The 25380-nt window shown below is 64.4% G+C and carries 23 protein-coding genes and 3 pseudogenes; 10 read left to right on the plus strand and 16 right to left on the minus strand.

Annotated features, from left to right (window positions below):
- Positions 1–66: 66 nt before the first annotated feature.
- The 5 genes and pseudogenes from ACQKPE_RS06250 to ACQKPE_RS06270 form a co-directional block, all read right to left on the minus strand.
- Positions 67–522, minus strand: a pseudogene (locus ACQKPE_RS06250) (aldehyde dehydrogenase family protein); the annotation flags it as partial.
- Positions 519–1352: an alpha/beta fold hydrolase gene (locus ACQKPE_RS06255; RefSeq protein WP_427664157.1), complete on the minus strand. Its 834-nt coding sequence runs from the start codon at positions 1350–1352 to the stop codon at positions 519–521. The gene ACQKPE_RS06255 and the pseudogene ACQKPE_RS06250, both read right to left, overlap by 4 nt.
- A gap of 59 nt (positions 1353–1411) precedes the next feature.
- Positions 1412–2008, minus strand: coding sequence for an amino acid synthesis family protein (locus ACQKPE_RS06260; RefSeq protein WP_427664158.1), 597 nt, complete (start codon positions 2006–2008; stop codon positions 1412–1414).
- Between the two features lie 188 nt (positions 2009–2196).
- Entirely contained in the window at positions 2197–3240 is a 1044-nt protein-coding gene (locus ACQKPE_RS06265) for an LLM class flavin-dependent oxidoreductase (RefSeq protein WP_427664160.1), read from the minus strand.
- A 71-nt stretch (positions 3241–3311) separates the two neighbouring features.
- On the minus strand, positions 3312–3797 hold the full coding sequence (locus ACQKPE_RS06270) for a flavin reductase family protein (RefSeq protein WP_427664162.1): 486 nt from the start codon (positions 3795–3797) through the stop codon (positions 3312–3314).
- Positions 3798–4114: 317 nt separating this feature from the next.
- On the opposite strand from ACQKPE_RS06270, the gene ACQKPE_RS06275 reads away from it, so the two are divergent.
- Positions 4115–5518 (plus strand): purine-cytosine permease family protein, encoded by a 1404-nt coding sequence (locus ACQKPE_RS06275; RefSeq protein ID WP_427664163.1) that lies wholly within the window; start codon positions 4115–4117, stop codon positions 5516–5518.
- 55 nt (positions 5519–5573) lie between these two features.
- On the opposite strand, the gene ACQKPE_RS06280 is transcribed toward ACQKPE_RS06275, so the two are convergent.
- The 3 genes and pseudogenes from ACQKPE_RS06280 to ACQKPE_RS06290 all read right to left on the minus strand — a co-directional run bounded on the left by ACQKPE_RS06280 (position 5574) and on the right by ACQKPE_RS06290 (position 8663).
- Positions 5574–6437 (minus strand): methyl-accepting chemotaxis protein, encoded by an 864-nt coding sequence (locus ACQKPE_RS06280; protein WP_427664306.1) that lies wholly within the window; start codon positions 6435–6437, stop codon positions 5574–5576.
- Positions 6429–7199: pseudogene (locus ACQKPE_RS06285) on the minus strand (MCP four helix bundle domain-containing protein); the annotation flags it as partial. The gene ACQKPE_RS06280 and the pseudogene ACQKPE_RS06285, both read right to left, overlap by 9 nt.
- A gap of 258 nt (positions 7200–7457) precedes the next feature.
- Positions 7458–8663, minus strand: a complete 1206-nt coding sequence (locus tag ACQKPE_RS06290; RefSeq protein ID WP_427664165.1) for an NAD(P)/FAD-dependent oxidoreductase — start codon at positions 8661–8663, stop codon at positions 7458–7460.
- Positions 8664–8944: 281 nt separating this feature from the next.
- On the opposite strand from ACQKPE_RS06290, the gene ACQKPE_RS06295 reads away from it, so the two are divergent.
- Positions 8945–9487: an RrF2 family transcriptional regulator gene (locus tag ACQKPE_RS06295; RefSeq protein ID WP_427664167.1), complete on the plus strand. Its 543-nt coding sequence runs from the start codon at positions 8945–8947 to the stop codon at positions 9485–9487.
- Here the strand turns inward: ACQKPE_RS06295 and ACQKPE_RS06300 are convergent.
- The gene (locus tag ACQKPE_RS06300) at positions 9484–10401 is read right to left on the minus strand and encodes a cupin domain-containing protein (RefSeq protein ID WP_427664169.1); all 918 of its coding nucleotides are present in this window, start codon (positions 10399–10401) and stop codon (positions 9484–9486) included. The two genes, ACQKPE_RS06295 and ACQKPE_RS06300, sit on opposite strands and share 4 nt — an antisense overlap.
- A gap of 101 nt (positions 10402–10502) precedes the next feature.
- Between ACQKPE_RS06300 and ACQKPE_RS06305 the strand changes: the two genes are divergently transcribed.
- The 5 genes from ACQKPE_RS06305 to ACQKPE_RS06325 are packed head-to-tail and all read left to right on the plus strand — an operon-like array spanning position 10503 to position 14938.
- Positions 10503–11063, plus strand: coding sequence for a carboxymuconolactone decarboxylase family protein (locus tag ACQKPE_RS06305; RefSeq protein WP_427664171.1), 561 nt, complete (start codon positions 10503–10505; stop codon positions 11061–11063).
- Between the two features lie 45 nt (positions 11064–11108).
- Complete coding sequence (locus ACQKPE_RS06310) at positions 11109–12173, plus strand: acyl-CoA dehydrogenase family protein (RefSeq protein ID WP_427664172.1); 1065 nt, start codon at positions 11109–11111, stop codon at positions 12171–12173.
- Positions 12170–12991, plus strand: a complete 822-nt coding sequence (locus ACQKPE_RS06315; protein WP_427664174.1) for an ABC transporter ATP-binding protein — start codon at positions 12170–12172, stop codon at positions 12989–12991. Before ACQKPE_RS06310 ends, ACQKPE_RS06315 begins: the two co-directional genes overlap by 4 nt.
- Entirely contained in the window at positions 12978–14183 is a 1206-nt protein-coding gene (locus ACQKPE_RS06320) for an ABC transporter substrate-binding protein (protein ID WP_427664176.1), read from the plus strand. Before ACQKPE_RS06315 ends, ACQKPE_RS06320 begins: the two co-directional genes overlap by 14 nt.
- On the plus strand, positions 14183–14938 hold the full coding sequence (locus tag ACQKPE_RS06325) for an ABC transporter permease (RefSeq protein WP_427664178.1): 756 nt from the start codon (positions 14183–14185) through the stop codon (positions 14936–14938). The genes ACQKPE_RS06320 and ACQKPE_RS06325 overlap by 1 nt, the downstream gene beginning before the upstream one ends.
- A gap of 45 nt (positions 14939–14983) precedes the next feature.
- Here ACQKPE_RS06325 and ACQKPE_RS06330 read toward each other — a convergent pair whose 3' ends face one another.
- Positions 14984–15670, minus strand: coding sequence for a GNAT family N-acetyltransferase (locus ACQKPE_RS06330; RefSeq protein ID WP_427664180.1), 687 nt, complete (start codon positions 15668–15670; stop codon positions 14984–14986).
- 200 nt (positions 15671–15870) lie between these two features.
- Between ACQKPE_RS06330 and ACQKPE_RS06335 the strand changes: the two genes are divergently transcribed.
- The 3 genes and pseudogenes from ACQKPE_RS06335 to ACQKPE_RS06345 all read left to right on the plus strand — a co-directional run bounded on the left by ACQKPE_RS06335 (position 15871) and on the right by ACQKPE_RS06345 (position 17880).
- Complete coding sequence (locus ACQKPE_RS06335) at positions 15871–16140, plus strand: hypothetical protein (protein ID WP_427664182.1); 270 nt, start codon at positions 15871–15873, stop codon at positions 16138–16140.
- Between the two features lie 85 nt (positions 16141–16225).
- A pseudogene (locus tag ACQKPE_RS06340) lies at positions 16226–16924 on the plus strand (MOSC domain-containing protein).
- Positions 16925–16944: 20 nt separating this feature from the next.
- On the plus strand, positions 16945–17880 hold the full coding sequence (locus ACQKPE_RS06345; protein WP_427664183.1) for a 5'-nucleotidase: 936 nt from the start codon (positions 16945–16947) through the stop codon (positions 17878–17880).
- A 2-nt stretch (positions 17881–17882) separates the two neighbouring features.
- On the opposite strand, the gene ACQKPE_RS06350 is transcribed toward ACQKPE_RS06345, so the two are convergent.
- The 6 genes from ACQKPE_RS06350 to ACQKPE_RS06375 all read right to left on the minus strand — a co-directional run bounded on the left by ACQKPE_RS06350 (position 17883) and on the right by ACQKPE_RS06375 (position 25321).
- The gene (locus ACQKPE_RS06350) at positions 17883–18506 is read right to left on the minus strand and encodes a TIGR04211 family SH3 domain-containing protein (protein ID WP_427664185.1); all 624 of its coding nucleotides are present in this window, start codon (positions 18504–18506) and stop codon (positions 17883–17885) included.
- Positions 18507–18676: 170 nt separating this feature from the next.
- A complete protein-coding gene (gene ppnN / locus ACQKPE_RS06355; RefSeq protein ID WP_427664187.1) occupies positions 18677–20050 on the minus strand; it encodes a nucleotide 5'-monophosphate nucleosidase PpnN in 1374 nt (457 codons plus the stop codon).
- Between the two features lie 130 nt (positions 20051–20180).
- A complete protein-coding gene (locus ACQKPE_RS06360) occupies positions 20181–20951 on the minus strand; it encodes a hypothetical protein (RefSeq protein ID WP_427664189.1) in 771 nt (256 codons plus the stop codon).
- 174 nt (positions 20952–21125) lie between these two features.
- Positions 21126–22757 (minus strand): GMC family oxidoreductase, encoded by a 1632-nt coding sequence (locus ACQKPE_RS06365; protein ID WP_427664191.1) that lies wholly within the window; start codon positions 22755–22757, stop codon positions 21126–21128.
- A 54-nt stretch (positions 22758–22811) separates the two neighbouring features.
- Complete coding sequence (locus tag ACQKPE_RS06370) at positions 22812–24029, minus strand: mandelate racemase/muconate lactonizing enzyme family protein (protein WP_427664192.1); 1218 nt, start codon at positions 24027–24029, stop codon at positions 22812–22814.
- Entirely contained in the window at positions 24026–25321 is a 1296-nt protein-coding gene (locus tag ACQKPE_RS06375) for an MFS transporter (RefSeq protein ID WP_427664194.1), read from the minus strand. The genes ACQKPE_RS06370 and ACQKPE_RS06375 overlap by 4 nt, the downstream gene beginning before the upstream one ends.
- Between the last annotated feature and the right edge of the window lie 59 nt (positions 25322–25380).

Consider the following 25380-nt stretch of genomic DNA (forward strand, 5'->3'; position numbering starts at 1 on the left):
GGCAGGCATGCAGTTCGCTGGCCTGATCATCGAGGGCGGCACCAAGTACGCCAAGGAAGCGGGCTACGGGATGGTGTGGAAGCCCACGCCGATCGGCTCGTGCACGGTGTAGGCGAACAGGTCGGGCTTATCCAGCGGCAGGGTGCCGCCTTCGAGCTTGTCGGCAAGGCCTGCGGTGTAGTGGAAGAACTCCGGCAGGTAGCCCACCTGGCCACGGGTTTCGCGGATCAGCTTGCCGTTGTCGCGGCTTTCCAGCTGGGCCAGGTGCTCCTTGTTGTCGGCGATCAAGTCGCCCAGACGGCGCAGCAGCTTGCCCCGGGTCGTGGCGGTAAGGCCACGCCAGGCCGGGTTTTCGAAGGCGCGCTGGGCGGCCTGCACGGCCAGTTCCACATCGGCTTCGTCGGCGTCGGGCAGTTGTGCCCAGGCCTTGGCGGTGGCCGGGTCGAGGCTGTCGAAGGTCTTGCCGCTCTGGGCATCGTGCCATTGGCCGTCGATGCACATCTGGAAACGAACGAGGGTCATGCAACTATCCCCTTGGCGGATTCGGTGAGGGTGCGGGCTTGCTTGAGGAAGTCCAACAGCATGCGGTTGACTTCACGCGGGGCTTCCACCGGCATCATGTGCCGCTGTTCGGGCAGCACCACGCAATGCGCCCCAGGGATGCGAGCAGCGAGCTGGCGGGTCATGGCCGGGGTGGAGCCCTGGTCGAGTTCGCCGGTGGCGATCAGGGTCGGCACCTGGATGCTGCCAAGGTCGGCCTCGCGGTACATGTCCTGGGTGGCAAACAGAGCATAGGTGGTGTGGTAGCCCTGGGGGTCGTTGCCGGCCAGCACCTGGCGGATGGCGGCGACCTGGGCCGGGTTGGCGGCCTTGTATTCGCGGCTGAACCAGCGGTCCAGGGCGGCATCGACGTTGGCGTCCGGGCCAAGCTCTGCGGCTTGCGCGGCACGGGCGATGACGCCTGCGCTCTGCTCGGGGGTGCGGTTGAACACGCTGTTGAGCACCACCAGGCCGGCCAGGCGCTGTGGGTGGTTGAGCGCGAAGGCGCGGGCCACCAGGCCGCCCATGGAGAAGCCGATCACCGTGGCTTGCGGCAATTGCAGGTGGTCGAGCAGCTCGACCAGTTGCTCGGCATAGCCTTCCAGGCCGGTGTCGGCGCTGGGCAGGTGGCTCTGGCCGTGGCCGAGCATGTCGTAGGCGATGACGCGGTAGTCGGCGGCAAGGCCAACGAATTGGCCGCCCCACATTTCCTTGTTCAGGCCCACGCCGTGGATCAGCACCACGGGTTGGCCCTGGCCGAGGCTCAGGTAGCTGGTCCCGGCCGGTGTACGTTCAGCGACAGGCTGAATCATGGAGCGCGCTCCTTGAAGGGCAGGGCGTTCAGGCGACGCCCCGGCCCGTCGGGTTATCGTTATTGAGCGTTGGCTTTCTCGGCCGCCAGTTCTTCCAGGTCGATGTAGCGGTTGCCGATGCGCGGGTGCAGGCGACCGCCGTCGGAGGCGCCCAGCACCACCACGATCTCGTCGGCGCGTGGTGCATCTTCGATCTGCATTTCCAGGGTGATGTAGTGCGAGCGCTGGCCTTCGTCGTCCTTTTGCATCATAGGGATCTGGATCGAGGTGCCCGGGCCGCCGCGCTTGTTGGTGAAGCTCAGGTAGCTCTTGGCCTGCACGGCTTCGCGGTAGTGGTTGCCGAAGCGCAGGGTGTGGATGACCGCCGAGGCGTGCTCGATCTCGCCATCGGCGCCGACCACGGCGGCCTTGCCGTAGGCCTCGATCTTGTCGGCACCGCCGATGGCAGCGGTCAGGCGTTCGACCATCAGCGCGCCGAGTTCGGAGCAGTTGGCACGGATTTCCGGCTTGAGGTCTTCGACGAAACCGCGACCGGCCCATGGGTTCTTGATGACCACGGCCAGGCCGACCATGGTCACCGGCTTGTCGGTGGCCTTGCCGCCTTCGATGCGGGTCTCTTCGGAGTAGGTGACGATCTTGCGGATTTCGAAACTCATGAGGGGCTCCTGGATTCTAGGGTTATCAGGCTTTGTTGTCTGATGGTATACCATAATATTGGTTGTGCAAGAGGGGATGCAGAATTTCTCTTTTACGGTCGTTTGTTATGGCCCTATCGCGGGCAAAAAAATGCCCACCCCCGCACACAGGGGCGGGCCGTTCCCGCAATCAGTCAGGCAAAGGGAATTCAGGCGAACGCCGGCACCACTTCCTTGATGAACAGCTCCAACGATTTCTTCTTCTCGCTATGGGGCAGGCTGTTGTCGCACCAGAAGCTGAACTCATCGACGCCCAGCTCCTGGTAGTACTTGATGCGCGCGATGATTTCCTCGGTGGTGCCGATCATGGTGTTCTTGCGGATGTTCTCAAGCCCGAATGCCGGCACCTCGGCGAACTTCTCCTCGGGGCTGGGGGCCAGGAAGCCGTTGACCGGGGTGGTCTTGTTGCCGAACCAGGCATCGAAGGTGCGGTAGAAGCGCGAAATGGCTTCGGCGCCCACCTTCCAGCCTTCAGGCTCGGCCGGGCTGTGTACATGGGTATGGCGCAGCACCATCAGTTGCGGGCGCGGCACCTCGGGGTTGGCGTCCAGGGCGGCCTGGAACTTGTTCTTCAGGTCCAGTACTTCCTCGTCGCCCTTCATCAACGGGGTGACCATCACGTTACAGCCGTTCTTCACCGCGAAGTTGTGCGAGTCCGGATCGCGGGCGGCGATCCACATCGGTGGCAGCTCTTTTTGCACAGGCTTGGGCACGCTGGTGGAGGTGGGGAACTTGTACACCTCGCCCTCGAAGGCATAGTCGCCCTGCCACAGCTTGCGTACCACCGGCACCATTTCACGCAGAGCCTTACCACCGTCGGTGGCTGGCATGCCGCCGGCCATGCGGTCGAACTCGAATTGGTAGGCGCCACGGGCCAGGCCCACTTCCATACGGCCGTTGCTGATCACATCGAGCAGGGCGCATTCACCGGCCACGCGAATCGGGTTCCAGAACGGCGCGATGATGGTGCCAGCGCCCAGGCGGATGGTTTCGGTACGTGCGGCCAGGTACGCCAGCAGCGGCATGGGGCTGGGCGAGATGGTGTATTCCATGGCGTGGTGTTCGCCGATCCACACGGTGCTGAAACCGCCGCGCTCGGCCATCAAGGTCAGTTCGGTCAGGTCTTCGAACAGCTGGCGGTGGCTGACCTGGTCATCCCAACGTTCCATGTGCACGAACAGCGAAAATTTCATGGGGCTTTCCTCGAAGCGTGAAGGTCTCGACAGGCGCGCCCGGCGCCCGTGGGTTCATATAAGGATAGGTGTCAGGCGAAGGTGGGCAGGCTGGCCATCTTGCCGCGGCAGTACACCATCGGTCGCGGCGCCTGCTCGGGCACGATCAGGTTCTGTACCTTGCCGACCATGATCGCGTGGTCGCCACCTTCGTATTCGCGCCACAACGCGCACTCGATCACCGCTGTGGCCCCGGCCAGCAGCGGGTTGCCCAGCGCGCTCAGGGTCCACTCGATGCCCACGGCCTTGTCCTTGCCTTTTTTCGCGAAGGCGTAGGCCTCGGCTTGTTGCTCGCCCGAGAGCAGGTGGATGGCGAAGCGCTTGTTGCGCATCAGCACGGGGTAGGAGTCGGAGCTGTAGTTGGGGCAGAACAGCACCAGCGGTGGGTCCATCGACAGGGAGGAGAAGGCGCTGGCAGTCAGGCCGACGATCTGGCCGTCGTCGTCCAGGGTGGTGATGACCGTGACGCCGGAGGGGAAGGAACCCAGGACGTGTTTGTAGACGGTTGCGTCGATCATGGCGAGTACCTCGGAAAGGCTGCGGTGGTCCGCGGTTTTTATCGTTGATGTGTCTGATGGTATACCGTAATACCTATATTGCAAGCGGAATTTTCAGGCCTGCTCTGTGTGCGATGAACGGTACAAAGCCCATGAATGCTGGGTTTTGCTTGGGGGAGGGCGCTTCAATACGGGGCTTGTAGCGGAGCAGATGCGTTGAAAAAGCGCGGAGCAGTGTTGTGAAAAGTTTGGAATACCATAATATGGTCCTCAGCTGAGAGGCCGCCTAGAGCGGTTTCCTACAACGATAAAAAATGATCCTTTCGAGCTGAAAACCTATGTCCCAACCGACGTCGCAACACCAATTTGTCGAGAACCATACGGTCGATCATGTGCCGCCTGCCGAGCGCCATGGCAAGTCACGCGACCTGTTCACCCTGTGGTTCAGTACCAACATCGCGCCACTGCCCATCGTCACCGGCGCCATGGTGATCCAGGTGTTCCACCTGAACTTTGTGTGGGGGTTGGTGGCCATCGTGCTCGGCCACCTGCTGGGCGGCGTGGTGCTGGCCCTGGCTTCGGCCCAGGGGCCGCAACTGGGTATTCCTCAGATGGTGCAGAGCCGCGGGCAGTTCGGCCGCTATGGCGCCTTGCTGATCGTATTCTTCACGGCGGTGATCTACGTCGGCTTCTTCATTTCCAACATCGTGCTGGCTGGCAAGTCGATCCATGGCATCGCCCCCAGCGTGCCGATGCCGGCGGCGATCATCGTCGGCGCCTTGAGCGCCACAGCCATTGGCGTGATCGGCTACCGCTTCATTCATATCCTCAACCGCGTTGGCACCTGGGTGATGGGCTCGGCGCTGCTGGCCGGCTTCATCATGATGTTCGCCCAGGAGCTGCCAGCCGACTTCTTCAGCCGGGGCGCGTTCAACCTGTCGGGCTTCATCGCCACGGTGTCGCTGGGCACCATCTGGCAGATCAGCTTCTCGCCATACACCTCCGACTACTCGCGTTACCTGCCGCGTGAGGTGGGCATCGCCAAGCCGTTCTGGGCCACCTATTTCGGCGCGACCCTGGGCACCATCCTGTGCTTCGCCTTTGGTGCGGTGGCTGTGCTGTGCGTGCCCGAGGGCGTGGATGCGATGGATGCGGTGAAGCAGGCCACCGGCTGGCTGGGGCCGATCCTGATGTTGCTGTTCCTGCTCAACATCATCAGCCATAACGCCCTCAACCTGTACGGCGCGGTGCTGTCGATCGTCACCGCGATCCAGACCTCCATCGCCCACTGGACGCCCAGCGTGCGGGTGCGGGTGGTGCTGGCCGCGGTGATCCTGCTGGCTTGCGCGCTGGTGGCGTTGAATGCTTCAGCGGGCTTCATCGGCCAGTTCATCGGCTTGATCCTGGCGCTGCTGCTGGTACTGGTGCCGTGGGCGTCGATCAACTTGGTGGACTTCTACCTGATCAAGAAGGGACAGTACGACATCGCTTCGTTCTTCCGTGCCGATGGCGGTATCTACGGGCGCTTCAACCACCATGCGATCGTCGCCTATGCCTGCGGGATCCTGGTGCAGTTGCCGTTCGCCAATACCTCGCTGTATGTCGGACCGTATTCGAACCTGGTGGAAGGGGCGGATCTTTCCTGGGTATTTGGGCTGTTGGTGACCGTGCCGCTGTATTACTGCCTGGCAACGCGGGGCAAGGTGCAGAAGGCTGGGCGGGCTGTGAGCGTCAACGACTGACTGATGAGTTGGGAAAAATGAAAAAGGGGCCGCAGAGCGGCCCCTTTCTTATGGTCTACACCTTGAACTGAGCGACCATCCCATTCAACTCTACCGCCAGGCGCGACAGCTCTTGGGCCGCCGCGCTGGTCTGGTTGGCCCCCGCCGAGGTCTGCATGGCCAGGTCGCGGATATTCACCAGGTTGCGGTCCACCTCACGGGCCACTTGGGCCTGCTCTTCCGACGCGCTGGCGATCACCAGGTTGCGCTGGTTGATCGAGGCGATGGCCTCGGCGATCACTTCCAGCGCCTGGCCTGCGGCCTGGGCCACTTCCAGGGTGCCGCTGGCGCGGGCCTGGCTGCTGTGCATGGCGCCCACTGCACGCTCGGTGCCGGTCTGGATGCCGCCGATCATCTGCTCGATTTCCGCTGTGGACTGCTGGGTGCGGTGCGCCAATGCCCGCACCTCGTCGGCCACCACGGCGAACCCACGACCGGCCTCACCGGCGCGTGCGGCCTCGATCGCGGCGTTAAGCGCCAGCAGGTTGGTCTGCCCGGCGATCGCGCCGATCACGTCCAGCACGCGGCTGATCTCGTTGGCGTTGCTGGCCAGTTCCTGGATCTGCGTGGAAGTGCCGGTCACGTCGGCCACCAGTTGCTGGATGGAACTCAGCGCCTGGTTGACCTGGTCGCGGCCATCGCGGGTGGTACGGTCGGCGCCGTTGGAGGCGTCGGCGGTGCTTACCGCGTTGTTGGCCACTTCTTCTACCGCAGCGGTCATCTGGTTGACCGCCGTGGCGGCCTGGTCGATCTCGGCGCTTTGCTGGTGCAGGCCGCGGCTGGTGTCCTCGGTGACCGTGTGCAGCTCTTCGGAGGCCGAGGCCAACTGGTCGGAGGAGGCGGCAATCTTGCGGATGGTCTGGCGCAGGTTGTCTTGCATGGCGGCCAAGGCGCGCAGCAACATGGCCGGCTCGTCCTGGCCGAGCACCTGGATGTCGCGGGTCAGGTCGCCGGTGGAGACGCGTTCGGCCACCACCACGGCCTCGGCCAATGGCACGACTATGCTTCGGGTGAGCAGGGTGGCGATGATGGCCAGCGCCAGCATGATCAGCACCAACGCCGCGATGATCAGGGTGAAGGCTTCCTCGGACGCGTCACTGCTGCGCGCCGAGGCGGCGTCGGCACCGTCGGTGTTGTACTGGATCAGCGCTGCCAGCGCTTTCATCATGTTGTCGGCGTAGTCGGCCAGGGCGCCGTTGACCTGGGCCTTGGCCTCGTCGAGGCGCCCGGCAGCGATGGCTTCGCGTACGGTTTTCTGCAGGTCCTGGTAGCGCTTGGCGTGGCCGACGAAGGTGTCGAACAAGGCGCGGTCATCTGCGGCGATGATGGTGCTTTGGTATTCCTTGATGGACGTGTCCAGGGCCTGGTTGATCTCGACCACTTTGGCAAGGCTGGTTTGGCGGACTTCAGGTTGGTCTTCGAGGATGCTGCGCAGGGTCAAGGCGCGGACCCGGCCGAGGTTGGTGCTGACTTCGCCCAGCGCGGTAATGGCGGGCACCCAGGTGACGCGGATTTCGTCGGTGGCTTGGTCCATACGATGGGTCTCGTAGAGGGAAACCGCGCCCATGGCCATGATCAGTACGCCCAGCAGTGCGAACAGGCTGGCTGCGCGTCGACCGATCTTCATGTTCCTTAAATGCATGGCACTGCTCCTTGACGTGTGGCTGGCAGGCGTCAAGGGCAGAAGGGAGGGTCAGGCTCCGAGACGGCGCTGCAAAAGGGTTGGAATGGCCTCACCGGTCCTGTTGTTATTTCTCGATGATGCCATGTGGCCACTACTATTGACCAGTCGTTCAATGTAACTACAGGTTTACACATTTGGTTCACTATTTGACCAATTGGTCAGGTTGGTTCGTGGGGCAGAAATGAAAAGGGCCGCAATAGCGGCCCTCGGTGTGCGTTACGCAACGATTGGAATCATCGGGTCGGCAGCCGCCAGGGCCGACGTGCGGTCGGCCGCAGGCGGGTAGATCCATACCGAGTTGATCTGGCGCTTGAGTTCCTTGCCTTCCTGCCCTTGCAGGTGCAGCTCGCGCTCCCAGCCTTCACTGTAGGCCGCGCCCCAGTCGCCCAGGTCCAGGCAGGTGACGTACTTGGGCTGGCGATAGACCACAGGCTCGACGCCCAGCAGGTCGGCCATGGCGTTGTTGCCCGAGTGGCGGCCCATGGGGATGGCGTGCTGGCAGGTCATCAAGGCGTGGTTACCGAGGTCGTCGACCGCGGCCCAGGCCACATCACCGGTGGCATAGATGCGCTGCTGGCCGATCACCTTGAGGTGGCCGTCCACCTTCAGGCGGCCTTGGGCGTCACGCTCGCCAGCCACTTGCGCGGTCAGCGGGCTGGCTTTCACGCCGGCGGTCCAGATCACGGTCTTGCTGGCAATGTATTCGCCGTTGTCCAGGGTCACGCCGCCGGCATCTACCGACACCACCGACACGCCGGTCACCCATTCCACGCCTGCATGCTCGGAGGCTGCAACGATGGCCGGGGTGATGCCGGCGCCCAGCGCCTGGCCGACCGACTGGCCGCGGTCGACGATCAATACCCGTACGGCGGCATCGTTGCCCAGCGCAGCGCGCAGGCGCGGTGGCATTTCCGTCGCGGTCTCGATGCCGGTAAAGCCGCCGCCGCACACCACCACGGTGTTGCGTGCCGGGGTGTTGGGCTGGCTGGCCAGGGCAGTGAGGTGGCGTTCGAGCTGTACCGCCGATTCCATCTGGTCGACGTCGAAGCTGTGCTCGGCCAGGCCCGGTACCGGAGGGCGCGCCACTTCGCTGCCGGCGGCCAGGATCAGGCGGTCGTAGCCCAGCACGCGGACACGGCCCTCGGCATCGGCGTAGGTGACCGTGTTGGCCTCGGCATCGATGGCCTGGGCGTGACCTTTGATGAAGTTCACGCCGACCGCGTCGAACAGTTCACTCAGCGGCGCCTTCATGCCATGGACGTCCGGCTCGTAGAAGCGCGGGCGAATGCGCAGCTCGGGTTGCGGGGCGAGCACGCTGATGCTGACGTCGCCACGCTGGGCGAGTTCGAGCAGGCGGGCGGCGCTCAGGGCGCTCCAGACACCGGCAAAGCCGGCACCGATGATCAGGATATGTGGGGTCATGAAGGTGCTCCGCTGGGTCGATTCTTAAGGTTGAAGTAGGGCTTCGGGATGGCGCTGTGTGCCTGCCGAATAACTACGACTCTATTGGTCGTAGTTTAAATCGGCAAGCTTTTTTTTCACGGCGGGTACGGGTGCGCCGTCGGGAAACCTCAGGGATTCCTTGCAGGCATTGCTTTTGAAGGGTGTATGGAAACTTCGGCGGACGACGAATGGTTGCCTGTGGCTTTGCCAGGCACCAGAGAGAGGCGTAATATTTGCGACAAATTCAGTCGGAGATTGAAATGTCTTTATACAGTGCCGGCGTCGAATACGGCATTCACTGCCTGCTGTACCTGGTCGACGAGCGCGGTGACAGCCGTGACTCCAGCGTGCGCGACCTGGCCGAGCTGCAAGGCGTGCCACAGGAGTACCTGGCCAAGGTCTTCACCAAGCTGGCGCGCGGCGGACTGGTAACGGCCACCGAAGGCGTGCGCGGCGGCTTTCGCCTGGCCCGACCATCCGATGAAATCACCGTGCTGGATATCGTCAACGCCATCGACGGGCCGAAGAAGATCTTCGACTGCCGCGAGATCCGTGGGCGTTGCTCGGTGTTCGAAGGCGATGCGCCGAGCTGGGCGACCGAGGGCACCTGCGCGATCCACGCGGTGATGTTGGGTGCGCAGAAGCGCATGGAAGAAGCCCTGGCCCAGCAGACCATCCTCGACCTCAGCCGCCGCCTGACGCGCAAGGCCCCGGCCGAGTACGGGCAGAAGGTCAATGACTGGATCAACGGACGGCGCGAGGGCAAGGGCGCCGGTGGCGATATTGCGGTGACGCAGCTCTAACTGCTGCGCCCCTCATGCTGTTTGCGATACGCCCCCGGCTGCACCCCCACGGCCTTGGCGAATGCCCGGGTGAAGGCTGCCACCGATTGGTAGCCCACCTGCGCGCCCACCTGCTCCACGGTATTGCCTGAGCGCAGCAACTGGCTGGCATGGCGCATGCGCAGCGCCAACAGCAGTTGCCCCGGCGATTGCCCGGCCAGCTCATTGAAGCGCTTGAAGAACGCCGAACGCGACAGCCCCGTACAGGCTGCCATGGTTTCCAGTGGCCAGGGCTGGCCAGGCTCTTCGATCAAACGCTCCAGTAGCCCCGCGAACGCCGGCTGGCGGGCGAGGGCGATCAGGCCGCCCAGGGTCGCGTTACCATGCACCTGCTGGCGTAGTACGTAGAGGAACAACAGGTGCGTAAGGCGCTCCAGCAGGGTTTGCGAGGGCGCAGGCTCGCGTCGGCATTCGGCCAGGATCAGCTCGAACAAGGCCCGCGCCGCGCTGCCGGCCGGGTCGCCGGCGCGCAGCAGAATCCAGTCCGCCAGCCCCTCGACGATCAGCGACGACAAACCCGACTGGAAGTGAAAGAACCCGCACACCAGGCCCACCCCATCGCCAGACTCCAGGTCCAGCGCCTGCATGGTCTGGCGCGGCTGGGCGCAGGCCTCGAGCGGGTCGGCATCGCTGGACAAGCGGTACGCCAGGTCACGCAGTAAAAACACCGCATCGCCGCTTTCCAGGCGCAGCGCCTCGGGGTAGCCATCGATATGCAGCCAGCAATGCCCCTGCACCACCAGGTGGAAGCTGGCACGCCCCATGCCCTGGGTGCTGGCGTGCCAGCCACCGCAGTAGCGCCCGACATGAAACAGGCTGGCATCGAGCTCCAGGCTCTCTAATAACCAATCGACAAGGTGGCTGGATGAAATCATCTAATGCAAAGACTCAGGAGCAAGGAAAGGCGACTGATGAATATGGATGCTACTTCTTATAACCAACAGACTGTAGCGACACCCCCCAAGGAGACCACTCCATGTCCTCGCGCATTACTCTACACACTCTGCAGAGCGCCCCGGAAGCCGCACGTCCCTTCCTCGAGAACGCCCAGAAAGCCTCGGGCTTCATTCCCAACCTGCTGGGCATCCTGGCCAACGCCCCGGCTGCGCTGGAAACCTACGTCACCGTTTCGGCGCTCAACGGCAAGTCTGAACTGACCTTGGCCGAGCGCGAAGTGGTGCAATTGATCGCCGCCACAAAGCACGGTTGCGACTTCTGCGTGGCCGGCCACACCGCTGTGGCGCTGAACAAGGCCAAGCTGCCCCAGGAAGTGGTCGATGCCCTGCGTGCCCGTGGCGAGCTGCCCGATGCCCGCTACGAAACCCTGGCCGAGTTCGCCCGCGAAGTGATCGCCACCCGTGGCAATGTCGGCGACGCCACCTACCAGGCTTTTCGCGATGCCGGTTTCAGCGAAGGCAACGCGCTGGAAGTGATCCTCGGGGTGAGCCTCGCAACGCTGTGCAACTTTGCTAATGTGTTCGCCCAGACGCCGCTCAACGACGAACTGGCCAAGTACCGCTGGCAGCCTTCGGCCTAAGCCGAATGGGTGCCGGTCGTGCCGGCGTTTTAAAGGAGAAGGGAAATGCTTGATTCCACACTTGGACAATGGCTGGATGCCAACGCCGAGGCCATCGACCAAGGCCAGTGCGACCCGCACCTGGTACTGGCGCACCTCGCCGAAGCGCAGGTGCTGCGCGTTGGCGTGGACCCGGCCCTGGGCGGCTCCGGTGGCGACGTTACCGACGCGGTTGAGGCCATTGCCGCCATCGCCAGCCGCTCCCTGGCTTCGGCCTTCGTCTGCTGGGGCCAGCGCGCATTCATCGAATATTTGCTGCAAAGCCCCAACCAGGCCCTGCGCGAACGCTTGCTGCCTGAGCTGCTGACCGGCGAGCTGGCGGGCGCCACGGGGCTTTCCAACGCCATGAAGTTCCTTTCCGGTATCGAATCCTTGCAGGTGCAGGCCACTGCGCAGGGCGACGGTTGGGCACTGGAGGGGCGCCTGCATTGGGTGACCAACCTGCGCAAGAGCGGTTTCGTGGTGGCAGCGGCAATCGAGGGCGAGGAGGGCCAGGCGCCTTTCGTCGTGGCGATCCCGTCCGGCGCTGCGGGGCTGGAGCGTTCCGAAGATCTGCAACTGATGGGGCTGCAATCGAGCAGCACGGCTGCCTTGGCTTTCCACCAGGTAGCGCTGGGCCGCGAATGGCTGCTGCATGAGAACGCCCGCGAGTTCCTGCCCCGCGTGCGCCCGGCCTTCCTGGCGCTGCAATGCGGCATGTCCATCGGCCTGACCCGGCGTGCGCTGGATGAAGTACGCGAGCACCTGCAGGGACGCGGTTCGTTCCTCGCCGAAGCCGAGCAGGTGCTGCGCGAACGCCTGGAAAACACTGTGGGCGAGCTCAAGCAAGGCCTGCTCGACGGGCGTTTCCTCAAGCAGCCGGCAGCCCTGTTCAAGCTGCGCATCACCCTGGCCGAAAGCGCCGCCGATGCCGTGCAGATGGAGCTTCAGGCCAGCGGCGGCAAGGCTTACCTGAGCGCCTATGGCGAAGGCTTCGCCCGGCGCTGGCGCGAGTCGGCGTTCGTGCCGATCGTCACCCCAAGCCTGGTGCAACTGCGCGCTGAATTGCAACGCCAGGCGGCCGGGGCATGACCGAGGCGTTGCTGCAAGCCCGTGGCATCGCCCTGGGCTACCCGCGCGACGGCGGTTGGCAGGCAGTGCTGGCGCAGTTCGACCTGGACCTGGCGCCCGGTGAGGTGGTGACCATTCTCGGCCCCAGCGGGGTCGGCAAGTCCAGCCTGCTGCGCGTGCTGGCAGGCTTGCAGCAGCCCAGCGCTGGGGGCGTGACCCTGCATGGCGAAGCCCTGCAAGGCCCGCACCCGCGCCTGGCCGTGGCCTTCCAGGACCCGAGCCTGCTGCCTTGGCTGAACCTTGAGAAGAACGTCGCCTTCGGCCTGGATTTCGCCCGCCAGCCCAAGCTCGCTGCCGGCGAGCGCAAGGCGCGTATCGACCATGCCATCGATGCCGTGGGCCTGGCCCATGCGCGCAACCACTACCCGGCGCAACTGTCCGGCGGCATGGCCCAGCGCACCGCGCTGGCTCGCTGCCTGGCCCGGCAACCCGAGGTGCTGCTGCTGGACGAACCCTTCGGTGCGCTGGACGAAGTGACCCGCGCCGACATGCAGCAGTTGCTGCTGCAATTGATCGCTACCCACAACACCGCTGCGGTGTTGATCACCCACGATATCGACGAAGCCTTGCTGCTGTCCGATCGCGTCCTGCTACTGGGCAACCACCCGGCGCGGGTCCTCGGCCAATGGCACATCGACCTGCCGCAACCACGGACGCAGCGAGTCGAGGAACTGGGCGCGCTGCGCATCGACATTCTGAAAACCCTACGGCGGGCGAGCCGCACCCCCGAACCCACTTCCACACCCTTGCCGCCGGAGACTGCCCATGTGCATGGATGATTGCTGCTCCTCCACTTCCCGTCGTGACTTCATCAAGCTCAGCGCCATGCTCACCGCAGCGGGCGCCATGCCCATGCTGGCCAGCCTGCAAGCGCGCGCTGCCGCAGAGCCGGACGCGCCGGTGCGCATCGGCTACCTGCCGATCACCGACGCCACGCCCTTGCTGGTGGCGCACAACAATGGCCTGTTCGAGGCCGAGGGCATCAAGGCCGAGCGTCCGGTGTTGCTGCGCAGTTGGGCGCAGGTGATCGAGGCGTTCATCTCGGGCCAGGTCAACGTCATCCACCTGCTGTCGCCAATGACCATCTGGGCGCGCTACGGCAGCAAGGTGCCGGCCAAGGTCGTGGCCTGGAACCATGTCGGCGGCTCGGGCTTGACCGTGGCCCCGGAGATCAACGACATCAAGCAACTGGCCGGCAAGACCGTGGCCATTCCGTTCTGGTACTCGATCCACAACGTGGTGGTGCAGCAGTTGTTCCGCGACGCGGGCCTGGAGCCTGTGTCCAAGCCGGCCGGCTCCAAGCTTGCCGCCAACGAGGTCAACCTGCTGGTGCTGCCGCCTTCGGACATGCCGCCGGCCTTGGCCAGCAAGCGTATTGCCGGCTACATCGTCGCCGAACCGTTCAATGCCCTGGCCGAGAACCTCAAGGTCGGGCGGGTGCAGCGCTTTACCGGGGATGTGTGGCGCAACCATGCCTGCTGCGTGGTGTTCATGCACGAGCATGACCTGAACAACCGCCCGGAGTGGTCGCAGAAGGTGGTGAACGCCATCGTCAAGGCCCAGCAATGGACCCGCGAACACCGCGCCGAGGCGGCTGCATTGCTTTCCAAGGCCGGCCCGAACAAGTACACCCCGCATGAGCCGGCAGTACTGACCAAGGTATTGGCCCCCGCTGCCGAGGACCGCGCAGGCTACCTGGCCAGTGGCGCGATCCAGCACCAGCAGTGGGACGAAAAGCGCATCGACTTCCAGCCATACCCGTTCCCCAGCTACACCGAGGAGTTGGTCAAGCGCCTGAAGAACACCCTGATCGAAGGCGACAACGCCTTCCTGGCGGCGCTGGATCCTGCGCAGACGGCCCGCGACCTGGTGGACGACCGCTTCGTGCGCAATGCCATCGCTGCGGTCGGTGGCCTGTCGGTGTTCGGCATCGCCGACAGCTTCGAGCGCAGCGAGGAGTTCACAGGCTGATGCGCAAGCATGTCGTACACAGCGCCCTGGGCCTGGCCGGGCTGGCGGCGCTGTTGCTGTTGTGGTGGGCCGGGGTGCAGCTGTTCGGCGAGGCCGATGGCCTGTCGGCGCGCTTCTCGCCCCAGGCGACCCTGGCCAGCCTGGTCGAGCTGCTGGGCCAGGGCGAGGTCTACGGGCATGTCTGGGTGAGCCTCAAGCGCATCCTGATCGGCCTGTTGCTGGCGCTGCTGATCGGTGTGCCACTGGGCTTGCTGGTGGGCAGCTACCGGCATCTGGAAGCGGCGACCACCCCGGCGTTCCAGTTCCTGCGGATGATTTCGCCGCTGTCGTGGATGCCGGTGGTGGTGATGCTGATGGGGGTGGGCGACCAGCCTATCTATTTCCTGCTGGCCTTCGCCGCGCTGTGGCCGATCCTGCTCAACACTGCCGCAGGCGTGCGCCAGCTCGACCCGCGTTGGTTGCAACTGTCGCGCAGCCTCAGCGCCACGCGTTGGGAGACGTTGTGCAAGGTGATCATCCCTGGGGTGATCGGCCATGTGCTGACCGGCGTGCGCCTGGCCATCGGCATTCTGTGGATCGTGCTGGTGCCGTGCGAAATGCTCGGGGTCAGCGCGGGGCTGGGTTACTTCATCCTCGACACCCGTGACCGGCTGGCCTATTCCGAGCTGATGGCCATGGTGCTGTTGATCGGTGTGCTGGGGTTCATGCTCGATGCCATGGCCCGTGGGCTGCACCGGCGCTGGGTGCATGCCTGAATAGCGAGGGATGGCACCGGCGGTGCCATCCTCCATCACCGAGGCTCAATGCACCGTTTTGCGCGCCTTCACGCAAGCCCGCGCCAACTCCGCCAACTCATCCAACCGCTCATCACGCTGGTGCTCGGCCTCGATCATCGCTTCCTCGCCATGCTGCTTGAGCAGGTAGGCGTGGATCTGCCGCACTTCCAGGGTCTGGTAGATCGGCGCGATGTCCAGGCGGCCAATCAGCGCGCCGCTGGCTTGGCCGGTGCTGCTCATCAGTACCTGCGGCCCGCTGGCTGACACCGCTTGCAGGCCCATGGCCTCGAACCATGGCACCTGGTTGGCGAAGGTACTTAGCTCCAGACAAGCGAAGCGCCCACGCAGGTCGTTGATCAGGGCGCGTGCGATGCCTTGGCGGCGGTGCGCTGGCGACACCGCAAGAAATGCCAGGGCGCAGGCTTGCGGATCGTCCTGGGCGGGCAGGGCAAGGGCGAAGCCCAGCAGTTGGTCCGGGGCGTCGCCATCCAGCGCCAGCAGCACCTGCACGGCAAGGCCACGGGTACCGTCCAGGGCTTGCAGGTACTGATGCACCTCCAGGCCGACACCGTATTGGTACAGCGGGTACAAGGGGTTGCTGGAGGTGATGGCGACGCTGCTGAGTTCGCCCACATGGTCGATCACCAGCTGGCGGATCTGGTTCTGGAAGGATTCAGGGAGCGCGCCGTCAGGGCGGCTGAGGATGAACATCGGTAATCGGGCTCCGGCGGCGGTTCTCACCCCGCGCCGGTTGGCGCGGGGTGGACAGTCTACAGCCTTGGCGGTCTTGGATGTTTAGTGCAGTGGTCAGCACATTTATCCAATTGCGGGCGCGTGCTGCACAACTATGCTCAATGCTGCGTTACGCCGTATCCCGATGGTCGACCAATCCCTTCCCAGGAGAACACTCCATGAAATCGCTGACACTGCTGCTTGCTGCTTCGGTGCTGAGCCTCAGTACCCACGTCCTGGCCGACCCGGCCACCAACTGCGATGCCAAGATCAAGGAACTCGAGGGCTTCATCAAGGCCGACGGCCCGGGCCTTGCCGGTGGCATGGTCGAAGACTTCCGCAACCTGCTGGCCCAGGCCAAGGAAGCCCAGACCGCTGGCGACTACACCAAATGCCAAGCCTCGGCCGACCGCGCCAAGAGCATCTACAACAAGGCACGTTCGCGCTGAATGCTGCTTGCTGTAATCCGGGGAGCCGCCGCGCGGCTCCCTGATGTATCCTGCGGGCTTCTCACCCTTTCCCAGAGAACCCACCATGACCCTGGCCAGTCTCGTACTCGATGAGCTGCTCATCGGCATTGCCCGTCCCTTCACCCGGCCCGGGTCGCACAGTGCCATCGACAAGCAGCCGCGCCAGGGCCCTCATAAAGTGACCACGCTGGGTATCGAAGGCGACCAACAGGGCGACCTGCGGGTGCATGGCGGGGTCGAGAAAGCCATCCACCACTACCCGTACGAACACTACGCCGCCTGGGCCGACGAGCTGGGCGAGCATCCTCTGCTGGAGCAACCGGGCGCCTTCGGCGAGAACTTCAGCAGCAGCGGCTGGCGCGAGGCCGATGTTTGCCTGGGTGATCGCGTCCGAGTGGGCAGTGCCTTGCTGGAAGTGTCCCAGGGGCGACTGCCGTGCTGGAAGCTCAACGACCGTTTCGCGGTGGCGCAGATGTCCCTGCGGGTGCAGCAGAGTGGGCGCACCGGCTGGTACTACCGGGTGCTGGAGGAAGGCGTGGTGCAGGCGGGCGAGCGTTTGGAACTGCTCGAGCGGCCGTTCGGCGACTGATCGGTGGCGCGGCTGTCGGCAGTGCTGTTCGACAAGCGCCTGGAGCCCGACCTGTTGCGCGAATGCCTGGCGCTGCCCTTGGTGCCGTCATGGCGCAAGACCTTGCAGCGGCGCCTCGAGCAACGTGAGCTGGAAGACTGGACGCCGCGCCTGGAAGGGCGCACTGACGCCTAATGTAGAACAAGGAACGGCCTATGCCCTATGAGTTGGACAACCGCCTGGTGATCGGCGTGGCGTCGAGTGCGGTATTCGACCTGAGCAAGTCGCACGCCGTCTTCGAAAAGAAAGGCGAGGCGCAGTACCGCAAGTACCAGCGCAAGAACTTGAACAGCCCCTTGGAGAAGGGCATCGCCTTTCCCTTCATCAAGCGCCTGCTGGCACTCAATGACCTGAGCCCCGACCCTGAGGACCCCTTGGTCGAGGTGGTCTTGCTGTCGCAGAACGACCCGGACACGGGTTTGCGGGTGATGAAGACCATCGAGCATTACAAGCTGAACATGACCCGCGCCATCTTCATGCAGGGGCGTTCACCCTACGAGTACATCCCGGCATTAAACATCGCGCTGTTCCTGTCTGCCGAAAAGACGCATGTAGAGGCGGCGATCAAGGCCGGCTACCCAGCGGGCACTGTGCTGGATTCGAAATTCGATGACGACGAGAGCGATGACAGCCTGCGTATCGCCTTCGACTTCGACGGTGTGCTGGCCAATGACGAGTCCGAAGCGGTCATGCAATCGTCAGGGTTGGGCAGTTTCCATGCCCATGAAGTGTTGAACGCCACACAGCCGCATAACCCAGGGCCGCTCAAGGAGTTCTTCGTGCGTATCGCCAGAATCCAGGCGGTCGAGGAACAGTACAAACTGACGCACCCCGACTATTCGAACCGCCTGCGGGTGTCGATCGTGACGGCGCGCAGCGCGCCATCCCACGAGCGCGCACTCAATACCCTGAAAAGTTGGGGCGTGATGGCCAACGATGCGTTCTTCCTGGGTGGCATCGAAAAGCGGCGGGTGTTGCAGGTGCTCAAGCCGCATATCTTCTTCGACGACCAGACCGGCCACTTGAAGAACACCAGCACCGTGGTGCCCTCTGTGCACATCCCGTTCGGCGTCACCAACCAGCCGAAGTAGCCTCAGAACCAGCGGTCGTTGCGTTTGCGCCCGCGGCTGAGCATCGGCAGGATCAAGCCGGCCAGCAGGCCGGCGCCGGCGATGCTGCCGCCGTACACCATGTAGCGCATCATCACCTGCTTGTTCTCGTCACCCAGGCGTGCCTGGGTTTCGCGTAGGCTCGACTGGGCCTGTTCGAGCTGTTCGTTGAGGGCCTTGTTGCGGCTTTCCAGCTCATCGACCAGTGCCTTGCGCGAATCGAGGGTTTCCTGCATGCCCTGCACGCGGGTTTTCCAGCCGTCGTCGATGGTCTTGAGCTGGGCGGACAGCTCGCTGACCTGGGCGTCGAGCTGCGGCAGGCGTTCGCTCTGGCCGGGTACCGCTTGCAGGTCGCTGGTGAGAATCCACACCAGGTCACCGCTTTGCCCACGCACCTGGCTGTAGTTGCCTTGACTGGTGACCAGGGCAACCTGTTGCCCGGACTTGAGCGAGCCGACGATCCGGTGGCCATCGGTGGGGCCGCTGCGCACATAGGTGCTCAGGCCATCGCTGACCCAGCGGGCATCGTTGGCGGGTTCTTCGGCATGGGCCAGGGGGGCGGTGGCGAGCAGGGCGGCGAACAGGGTGGGAAGGCGCAAATCAGGCATGGTTGTCTTCGCTGAATCAGGACAATTGAAGGCCCGATGACTGGGCCGGCGAACCGGTCGGTGGATTGACCGTCAGCGAAAGACCGTTTTTTTGTCGGCAGGTTCACCGATTGGCGTGGGAATTGTCTGCAAGATATTGCGGCGGCCCCATTGCGGGGCCGCCGCCATTATCAGCTTACGACCTGGTAGCACGGCACATACGCCGCGCCGCCGGGCAGCTTCATCCGGTGCTGGTCGACGAACGCCTGCAACAGCCGGCCCAGTGGGTCGAGAATCGCACTGTCGCCGCGAATCTGGTACGGCCCATGCTCTTCGATCAGGCGAATGCCCTTGTCCTTGACGTTCCCCGCGACGATCCCGGAGAACGCCCGGCGCAGGTTGGCCGCCAGTTCATGGGGCGGCAGGCTCTGGCGCAGGGCCAGGTTGGCCATGTTTTCGTGGGTGGGATCGAACGGACGCTGGAAGCTTTCCTCGATTTTCAGCAGCCAGTTGAAGTGGAAGGCGTCGTTACGCTCGCGGCGGAACTGCTTCACCGCCTTGAGCCCCTCGACCATCTGTCGCGATACCTCGGCCGGGTCGTCGATGATGATCTGGTAATGGCGGTACGCCGCATCGCCCAGGGTCGCGCCAACGAAGGCGTGCAGCTGTTGCAGGTAGGGCTCGGCGCTGCGTGGGCCGGTGAGGATGACCGGGAAGGGCAGGCCCTGGTTGTCCGGGTGCATCAGGATGCCCAGCAGGTACAGGAACTCTTCGGCAGTACCGGCGCCACCGGGGAAGATGATGATGCCGTGGCCCACGCGCACGAAGGCTTCCAGGCGTTTTTCGATGTCCGGCAGAATCACCAGTTCGTTGACGATCGGGTTCGGCGCCTCGGCGGCGATGATGCCCGGCTCGGTCAGGCCCAGGTAGCGGCTGCCGTGCATGCGCTGCTTGGCGTGGGCAATGGTGGCGCCCTTCATCGGGCCTTTCATCACGCCTGGGCCGCAGCCGGTGCAGACGTCCAGCTTGCGCAGGCCCAGCTCGTGGCCGACCTTCTTGGTGTACTGGTATTCCTCGCTGCTGATCGAGTGGCCGCCCCAGCACACCACCATTTTCGGCTCCACGCCCGGGCGCAGGGTGCGGGCGTTGCGCAGCAGGTGGAAGACGTAGTCGGTGATGCCCTGGGAGCTCTCCAGGTCGATGCGCTGGCTGGCCAGCTCGCTTTCGGTGTAGACGATGTCGCGCAGGGCGCTGAACAGCATTTCCCGGGTGCTGGCGATCATTTCGCCGTCGACGAAGGCGTCGGCCGGGGCGTTGAGCAGTTCCAGGCGTACGCCGCGGTCCTGCTGGTGGATGCGCACTTCGAAGTCGCGGTAGGCCTCGAGGATGGTCTTGGCATTGTCGACATGGGCGCCGGTATTGAGGATGGCCAGGGCGCATTGGCGGAACAGGTTGTAGAGGCTGCCGGTGCCGACTTCGCTCAGTTGTTGCACTTCGCGTTGCGAGAGGGTTTCAAGGCTGCCTTTGGGGCTGACGGATGCGTTGATGACATTGCGTTGGAGCATCTAAGTCTTTCCTGTGCGGGTAAAACATCCTTCTTTGACAACACCATACCGGCAAATGTGCGCGGCAACGAGAGCCGGAGGGAAATTCCCGTACTCGCTGCCGACGGCAGGTATCGTCGCGTGCGCCGGGTCAGTTGCGCCCGACCTTCCATGGCGCGTATTCGACCCGGGTGTAGCCTTCGAGACCACCTGGGGTGCTAGGCGCAAAGCCGGGCAGCTGTTGCAGGTCGAGGCCATTGCAGCGTTGGGTCAGGCGTGCTTGTAGCTCGCCGTCGAGGCGGAAGGCGTCCCTGCGCAGCGGGTGCGGGTTGAGGGTGACCAGGCAGCCGGTGACTTTGCCGGTGGGGTTGGTCTGGTAGCGGATTTCCGCGAGGCCGATGCTGGCCACCGGTTCCTCGCGCATCAGGGCTGTCCAGAAAAACGCCTGTCGGGCGGCGGCCTGGCGTCGTGCCTGCTCGTTCTCGCTGACGTAGGGTGGCTTCATCAGGATCAGCGGGGCCACGACTTCCAGGGTATCGCCTTCGAACAATGCATCCGGCGGCAAAGGGTAGACACTTCTCCAGCACTGCGCCTCTACGGCCCGGGCCAGCACCTTGCGGTCGGTGAGCAGGGCGTCGGGAGAAATCGCCTGGGCAAACGAGTGCTTGGCCCGTTGGGTCGAGCAGGCGATGGGGCGGCCCAGGCGGTCGAGGGTGATATTGAGGTTGATCGCGCCAACCATGCTGCCGCCGGAGGCGGCCAGCATGTCGCGCTGCAACATGTTCAGAATCTGCCCTTGCCAGGCTTGGACAAGCTGGGGATCGGCCGGGGCAGGGCGTATGCCTTGGCAGGCCGCGAGCAACGCAGCAGACAGCGCCAGGCCCAGTTTCAATGGACGGGAGGTTAAAGCGGTATCGAACACGGGAGACATCCTTGAGCGGGCGACGGAGCATACTTGCTCCGGTTGGGCGCGAAGCTTAATGGCCTTGCTCGCTCGAGAGAAACCCCTTTATGTTGTAGGACTAATCGCAGTGGGTCAATCCCGGCCCCTTCGCGAGCTTGCCCGCGAAGGGGCCGGTGTCGACAGCGCAGCGCCTCAAGCGCAGCGCTGTTGCTCCTGGGCATCCTCGAGAATCAGGTCGGCCGCTTTCTCCGCCACCATCATCACCGCCGCATTGGTATTGCCCGAGGTCACGTTGGGGAACACCGACGCATCGACGATGCGCAAACCCGCAAGCCCATGCACAGCCAGGCGCGCATCCACCACGCTGGTGTCCGGGTCGCTGCCCATCGCACAGCTGCCGCACAGGTGGTAGATCGAGCCGCAGTTCTCGCGGAAATAGCGCAGCATGCTTTCGTCGTCGTCCACCGCCGCGCCTGGTAACACTTCCTCGACCGTGATCGCCTTGAGCGCCGGGGCGTTCATGATGTGGCGCATCAGGCGGCTGCCCTGGATCGCCTCGTCGATGTCCTTCTGCGTGCTCAGGTAGTTCGGGTCGATCAGCGCCGGGGCCTGCGGGTCGCGGGAGGCGATGCGGATCTCGCCGCGGCTGGTCGGGCGGCACGGGTTGAAGCACAGCAGGAAGCCCGAGTAAGGCTCCGGCTCCAGGTTGGCCTTGTTGTTCTTGGGGATCTGGTACGACAACGGGTTGAAGTACAGCTGCAGGTTCGGGTGCGGCTGCTGCGCGTCGCTGCGGAAGAACCCGCCGGACTGGTTCACACTGAGCGCCAGCGGCCCCTTGCGGGTCAGCAGGTATTGCAGGCCCAGCTTGAGCTTGCCCAGCAGCGAGCCGAACTCATCGTTCAGGGTCGGGATACTGGCCTTGTAGTAGTAGCTCACGCACAGGTGGTCTTGCAGGTTCTTGCCCACGGCCGGCAACTGGTGGCGCAGGTTGATGCCGTGTTGTTCGAGCAACGCGCGGTCACCCACGCCGGACAGCTGCAACAGCTTCGGTGTGTCCACCGCCCCGGCCGCCAAAATCACCTCGCGGCGTGCACGGAACTCGCGGGTTTGGCCTTGCTGGGAGACACGCACGCCCACCGCTCGGCGGCCTTCGAACAGCACCTGTTCGGTCAGCGCATGGTGCTCGATGGTCAGGTTCGGTCGGCCCAGGGCCGGGTGCAGGTAGGCGAAGCTGCTGGAGCTGCGTCGGCCATCGCGCACGTTCACATCGTAGATACCCGCGCCTTCGAAGTGCTGGCCGTTGAAGTCTTCGCTGCGCGGATAGCCGAGCTGCTCGCAACCCTTGAGGAACACATCGCAGATCGGGTGCGCCTGGCCCTTCATGGGCGTGATGCCTATCGGGCCGCTGGCGCCGTGGTATTCGCTTTCGCCCGCCGGGTGCGACTCGAGCTTGCGGAAATACGGCAGCACGTCCTTGAACGACCAGCCTTCGGCGCCGTTGGCCGCCCAGTCGTCGAAGTCGTGGGCCTGGCCGCGCACGTAGATCATCGCGTTGATCGAGCCCGAGCCGCCCTGCACCTTGCCCCGTGGTGCATACAGGCTGCGCCCGGCCAACTGGGCCTGGGGCTGGCTGTAGTACATCCAGTTGAACGTGGGGTTGTAGTACAGCTTGGCGAAGCCCACCGGCAGCTTGAACCACGGCGAGCTGTCCTTGCCGCCGGCTTCGAGCAGCAGCACGCTGTGCTGGCCCGAGGCGCTCAGGCGTGCGGCGAGGATGCAACCGGCGGAACCGGCGCCGACGATGATGTAGTCGAAATCTTTCATGTATCGCTAACCCTGTGAATGAAGGGCCGCCCCGCGCAGGGGGCGGCTCGGCGCTCAGCCCTTGGCCGGGGAGACGTCCTTGACGTCGACCGGGTGGGGCGCCATTTGCAGGTGCAGGCGCTCGCCCTCGTAGCCCGAATGACGGCGAACCACGTCCATGTTCAGCTCTACCCCCAGGCCCGGCTCGCGGGACGGGATGATGTAGCCGTCCTCCCACTGCAAGGGCTTGGTGAGGATCTCGGCATGGAAGCCGTCCCAGGTGCCGATGCTTTCCTGGATCAGGAAGTTCGGTGTGCAGGCCGCCAACTGGAAGCTCGCCGCCGCGCCGATCGGGCCGTTGTAGAGGTGCGGGGCGATCTGCGCGTAGTAGGCCTCGGCCATGCTGGCGATCTTCTTGCCCTCGAGCAGGCCGCCGCAGCGGCCCACGTTCATTTGCAGGATCGACGCGCCACCGGCTTGCAGCAGCTTGAAGAACTCGTACTTGGTGGTCAGGCGCTCGCCGGTGGCGATGGGGATGCTGGTTTTCGCCGCGACCTGCGCCATGGCCTCTTCCTGGCCAGGCGGGATGGGCTCTTCGAACCACAGCGGGTCGTATTTCTCCAGGCGCTTGGCCAGGCGAATGGCCGAGGAGGGCACCATCTGCCCATGGGTGCCGAACAGCAGGTCGCAACGGTTGCCCACCGCCTCGCGGATCTTGCGGCAGAAGGTCTCGCAGCGCTCCAGCACCTCAAGCGAAAGCTGGTGGCCGGAGAACGCGGTGTAGGGGCCGGCCGGGTCGAACTTCAGCGCAGTGAAGCCCAGTTCCATGTTCTGCACCGCGCACTCGGCGGCCAGGTCCGGGTCGCTGTAGTCGTATTCGCCCTGGGCGTTGACCGGGTACAGGTAGGTGTAGGAACGCAGGCGTTCGTGCACCTGGCCGCCCAGCAACTCGTACACCGGCTTGTTCGCCGCCTTGCCGATGATGTCCCAGCAGGCCATTTCCAGGCCGCTGACCACGCCCATCATGGTCAGGTCGGGGCGCTGGGTGAAACCGCTGGAGTAGGCGCGGCGGAAGAAGCGTTCGATATGGTGCGGGTCCTGGTCGAGCAGGTAGCGGCTGAATACGTCCTCGATCACCGGCACCATGGCGCGCGGGTGGAAGGTGGCGGCGTAGATCTCGCCGACGCCTTCGATGCCGCAGTCGGTCTTGAGGGTCACGAACAGCCAGTACATGCCGCCCACATGCGGTGGCGGCACAGCCACCACGTGGGTCTGCAGGGAAACGATCTTCATGCTTTGCCCGCCTTTGCCTTGATGCGTTTATTCAGGATGAGGGTGGCGACGACGCCCAGAAGGCCCATCACGACCACGTAGGAGAAGTAGATCTGGTAGCCGAGGAAGCCCGGGAAGCGGTCGGTGATCCAGCCGTTGAGCAGGGGCAGGAACACGTCCGGCGAGTAGCCCACCAGCGAGATGATGCCGATGGCCAGGCCCGTGACCCGCAGCGGCACCTGGCAGTCGTCCAGGATCGCCCAGTACAGGCCGCGGATGGCGTAGGTCATCAGGCCGATGAAGATCACCAGGAACACCAGTACGCCCAATACCCGCAGGCTCGGCAGCACGATCAGGCCGACCATGCCCAGCGCCGCCAGGACCATGGCCCAGGCCAGCACGCCGACCTTGGAGAAGCGGTCGCCCAGCCAGCCGCCGCCGATGCCACCCAGCGGGCGCATCCACAGCTTGATGGTGGTGATCAGCCCGGCCGCGGTGGCGCTCAGGCCGAAGCCGCCTTCTTGCAGGTAGGCCGAGAAGCTGTAGGTGGCCCAGAAGAAGTGGTAGCCGCAGAACACGATGGCGGTGACCAGCCACAGTTCGGGAATGGCCAGCAAGGTGCGCAGGTCATTCAGCAGGTTGGCCTTCTCGCGAACCTTGGGCGCGTCGCTCTTGGCCTGTGGGTCGCGTACCAACAACAGGGCCAGGCCCAGCAGCACGCAGCAGGCGGCATAGAAGTGGATCACCCGGGTCAGGCCCAGGGCGGTGCCGCCGGCACTGTCGGCCACCTGGGCGAACAGGGCGATGGCGATGGTCGCCAGCAGCGCCTCTACCAGCCCGCGACCACCGTCGAGCACGCCGAAGAAGCGGCCTTGCTCGGACTCACCGGCGATCATCTTCACCCGCTTGATCAGCGATGCCCAGAAGGTCAGGCCGGTGGTGATGCCGAAGCCGCAGTAGATCACCAGCAATGAGGTGAAGTCGGGCAGTTGCGCGTACCAGACCCCCAGCAGGCCGGTACCGACCAGCGAGAAGCTGATCAAGAAACGCGGGGAAAGACGGTCGGCCAGCCAGCCGCTGGGCAGGTAGCTGACCAGGAACGCGGTGCCGAGAATCGAGTACAGGTAGCCCAGCTCGCTGTTGCTGATGGCCAGGGCCTCGAGCATGGTGCTCTGGTACACCTGGCGCAGGTACAGCATCGGGTAGATGGCCCCGGCCGCCAGCACCAGCAGGGCCAGTTGCAGGTAGCGCGAGAAATTGGCGGCAGAAGGTGCGGCCACAGCGGTTGCCTCGGTATTTATTGTTTTTTTCATTGTGGTTCTCGAGGGCGAGGCTGTCGCCCCAAGGGTGGGTAGGGGCGCGCAGGCAGGCG

This window comes from Pseudomonas sp. NPDC089554 (assembly GCF_050280645.1).
GTDB lineage: Bacteria > Pseudomonadota > Gammaproteobacteria > Pseudomonadales > Pseudomonadaceae > Aquipseudomonas.

Coding starts and splice junctions, on each gene's coding strand:
- ACQKPE_RS06255 (WP_427664157.1), bottom strand. CDS start 1,352: ATGATTCAGCCTGTCGCTGAACGTACACCGGCCGGGACCAGCTACCTG.
- ACQKPE_RS06260 (WP_427664158.1), bottom strand. CDS start 2,008: ATGAGTTTCGAAATCCGCAAGATCGTCACCTACTCCGAAGAGACCCGC.
- ACQKPE_RS06265 (WP_427664160.1), bottom strand. CDS start 3,240: ATGAAATTTTCGCTGTTCGTGCACATGGAACGTTGGGATGACCAGGTC.
- ACQKPE_RS06270 (WP_427664162.1), bottom strand. CDS start 3,797: ATGATCGACGCAACCGTCTACAAACACGTCCTGGGTTCCTTCCCCTCC.
- ACQKPE_RS06275 (WP_427664163.1), top strand. CDS start 4,115: ATGTCCCAACCGACGTCGCAACACCAATTTGTCGAGAACCATACGGTC.
- ACQKPE_RS06280 (WP_427664306.1), bottom strand. CDS start 6,437: ATGCAAGACAACCTGCGCCAGACCATCCGCAAGATTGCCGCCTCCTCC.
- ACQKPE_RS06290 (WP_427664165.1), bottom strand. CDS start 8,663: ATGACCCCACATATCCTGATCATCGGTGCCGGCTTTGCCGGTGTCTGG.
- ACQKPE_RS06295 (WP_427664167.1), top strand. CDS start 8,945: ATGTCTTTATACAGTGCCGGCGTCGAATACGGCATTCACTGCCTGCTG.
- ACQKPE_RS06300 (WP_427664169.1), bottom strand. CDS start 10,401: ATGATTTCATCCAGCCACCTTGTCGATTGGTTATTAGAGAGCCTGGAG.
- ACQKPE_RS06305 (WP_427664171.1), top strand. CDS start 10,503: ATGTCCTCGCGCATTACTCTACACACTCTGCAGAGCGCCCCGGAAGCC.
- ACQKPE_RS06310 (WP_427664172.1), top strand. CDS start 11,109: ATGCTTGATTCCACACTTGGACAATGGCTGGATGCCAACGCCGAGGCC.
- ACQKPE_RS06315 (WP_427664174.1), top strand. CDS start 12,170: ATGACCGAGGCGTTGCTGCAAGCCCGTGGCATCGCCCTGGGCTACCCG.
- ACQKPE_RS06320 (WP_427664176.1), top strand. CDS start 12,978: ATGTGCATGGATGATTGCTGCTCCTCCACTTCCCGTCGTGACTTCATC.
- ACQKPE_RS06325 (WP_427664178.1), top strand. CDS start 14,183: ATGCGCAAGCATGTCGTACACAGCGCCCTGGGCCTGGCCGGGCTGGCG.
- ACQKPE_RS06330 (WP_427664180.1), bottom strand. CDS start 15,670: ATGTTCATCCTCAGCCGCCCTGACGGCGCGCTCCCTGAATCCTTCCAG.
- ACQKPE_RS06335 (WP_427664182.1), top strand. CDS start 15,871: ATGAAATCGCTGACACTGCTGCTTGCTGCTTCGGTGCTGAGCCTCAGT.
- ACQKPE_RS06345 (WP_427664183.1), top strand. CDS start 16,945: ATGCCCTATGAGTTGGACAACCGCCTGGTGATCGGCGTGGCGTCGAGT.
- ACQKPE_RS06350 (WP_427664185.1), bottom strand. CDS start 18,506: ATGCCTGATTTGCGCCTTCCCACCCTGTTCGCCGCCCTGCTCGCCACC.
- ppnN (WP_427664187.1), bottom strand. CDS start 20,050: ATGCTCCAACGCAATGTCATCAACGCATCCGTCAGCCCCAAAGGCAGC.
- ACQKPE_RS06365 (WP_427664191.1), bottom strand. CDS start 22,757: ATGAAAGATTTCGACTACATCATCGTCGGCGCCGGTTCCGCCGGTTGC.
- ACQKPE_RS06370 (WP_427664192.1), bottom strand. CDS start 24,029: ATGAAGATCGTTTCCCTGCAGACCCACGTGGTGGCTGTGCCGCCACCG.
- ACQKPE_RS06375 (WP_427664194.1), bottom strand. CDS start 25,321: ATGAAAAAAACAATAAATACCGAGGCAACCGCTGTGGCCGCACCTTCT.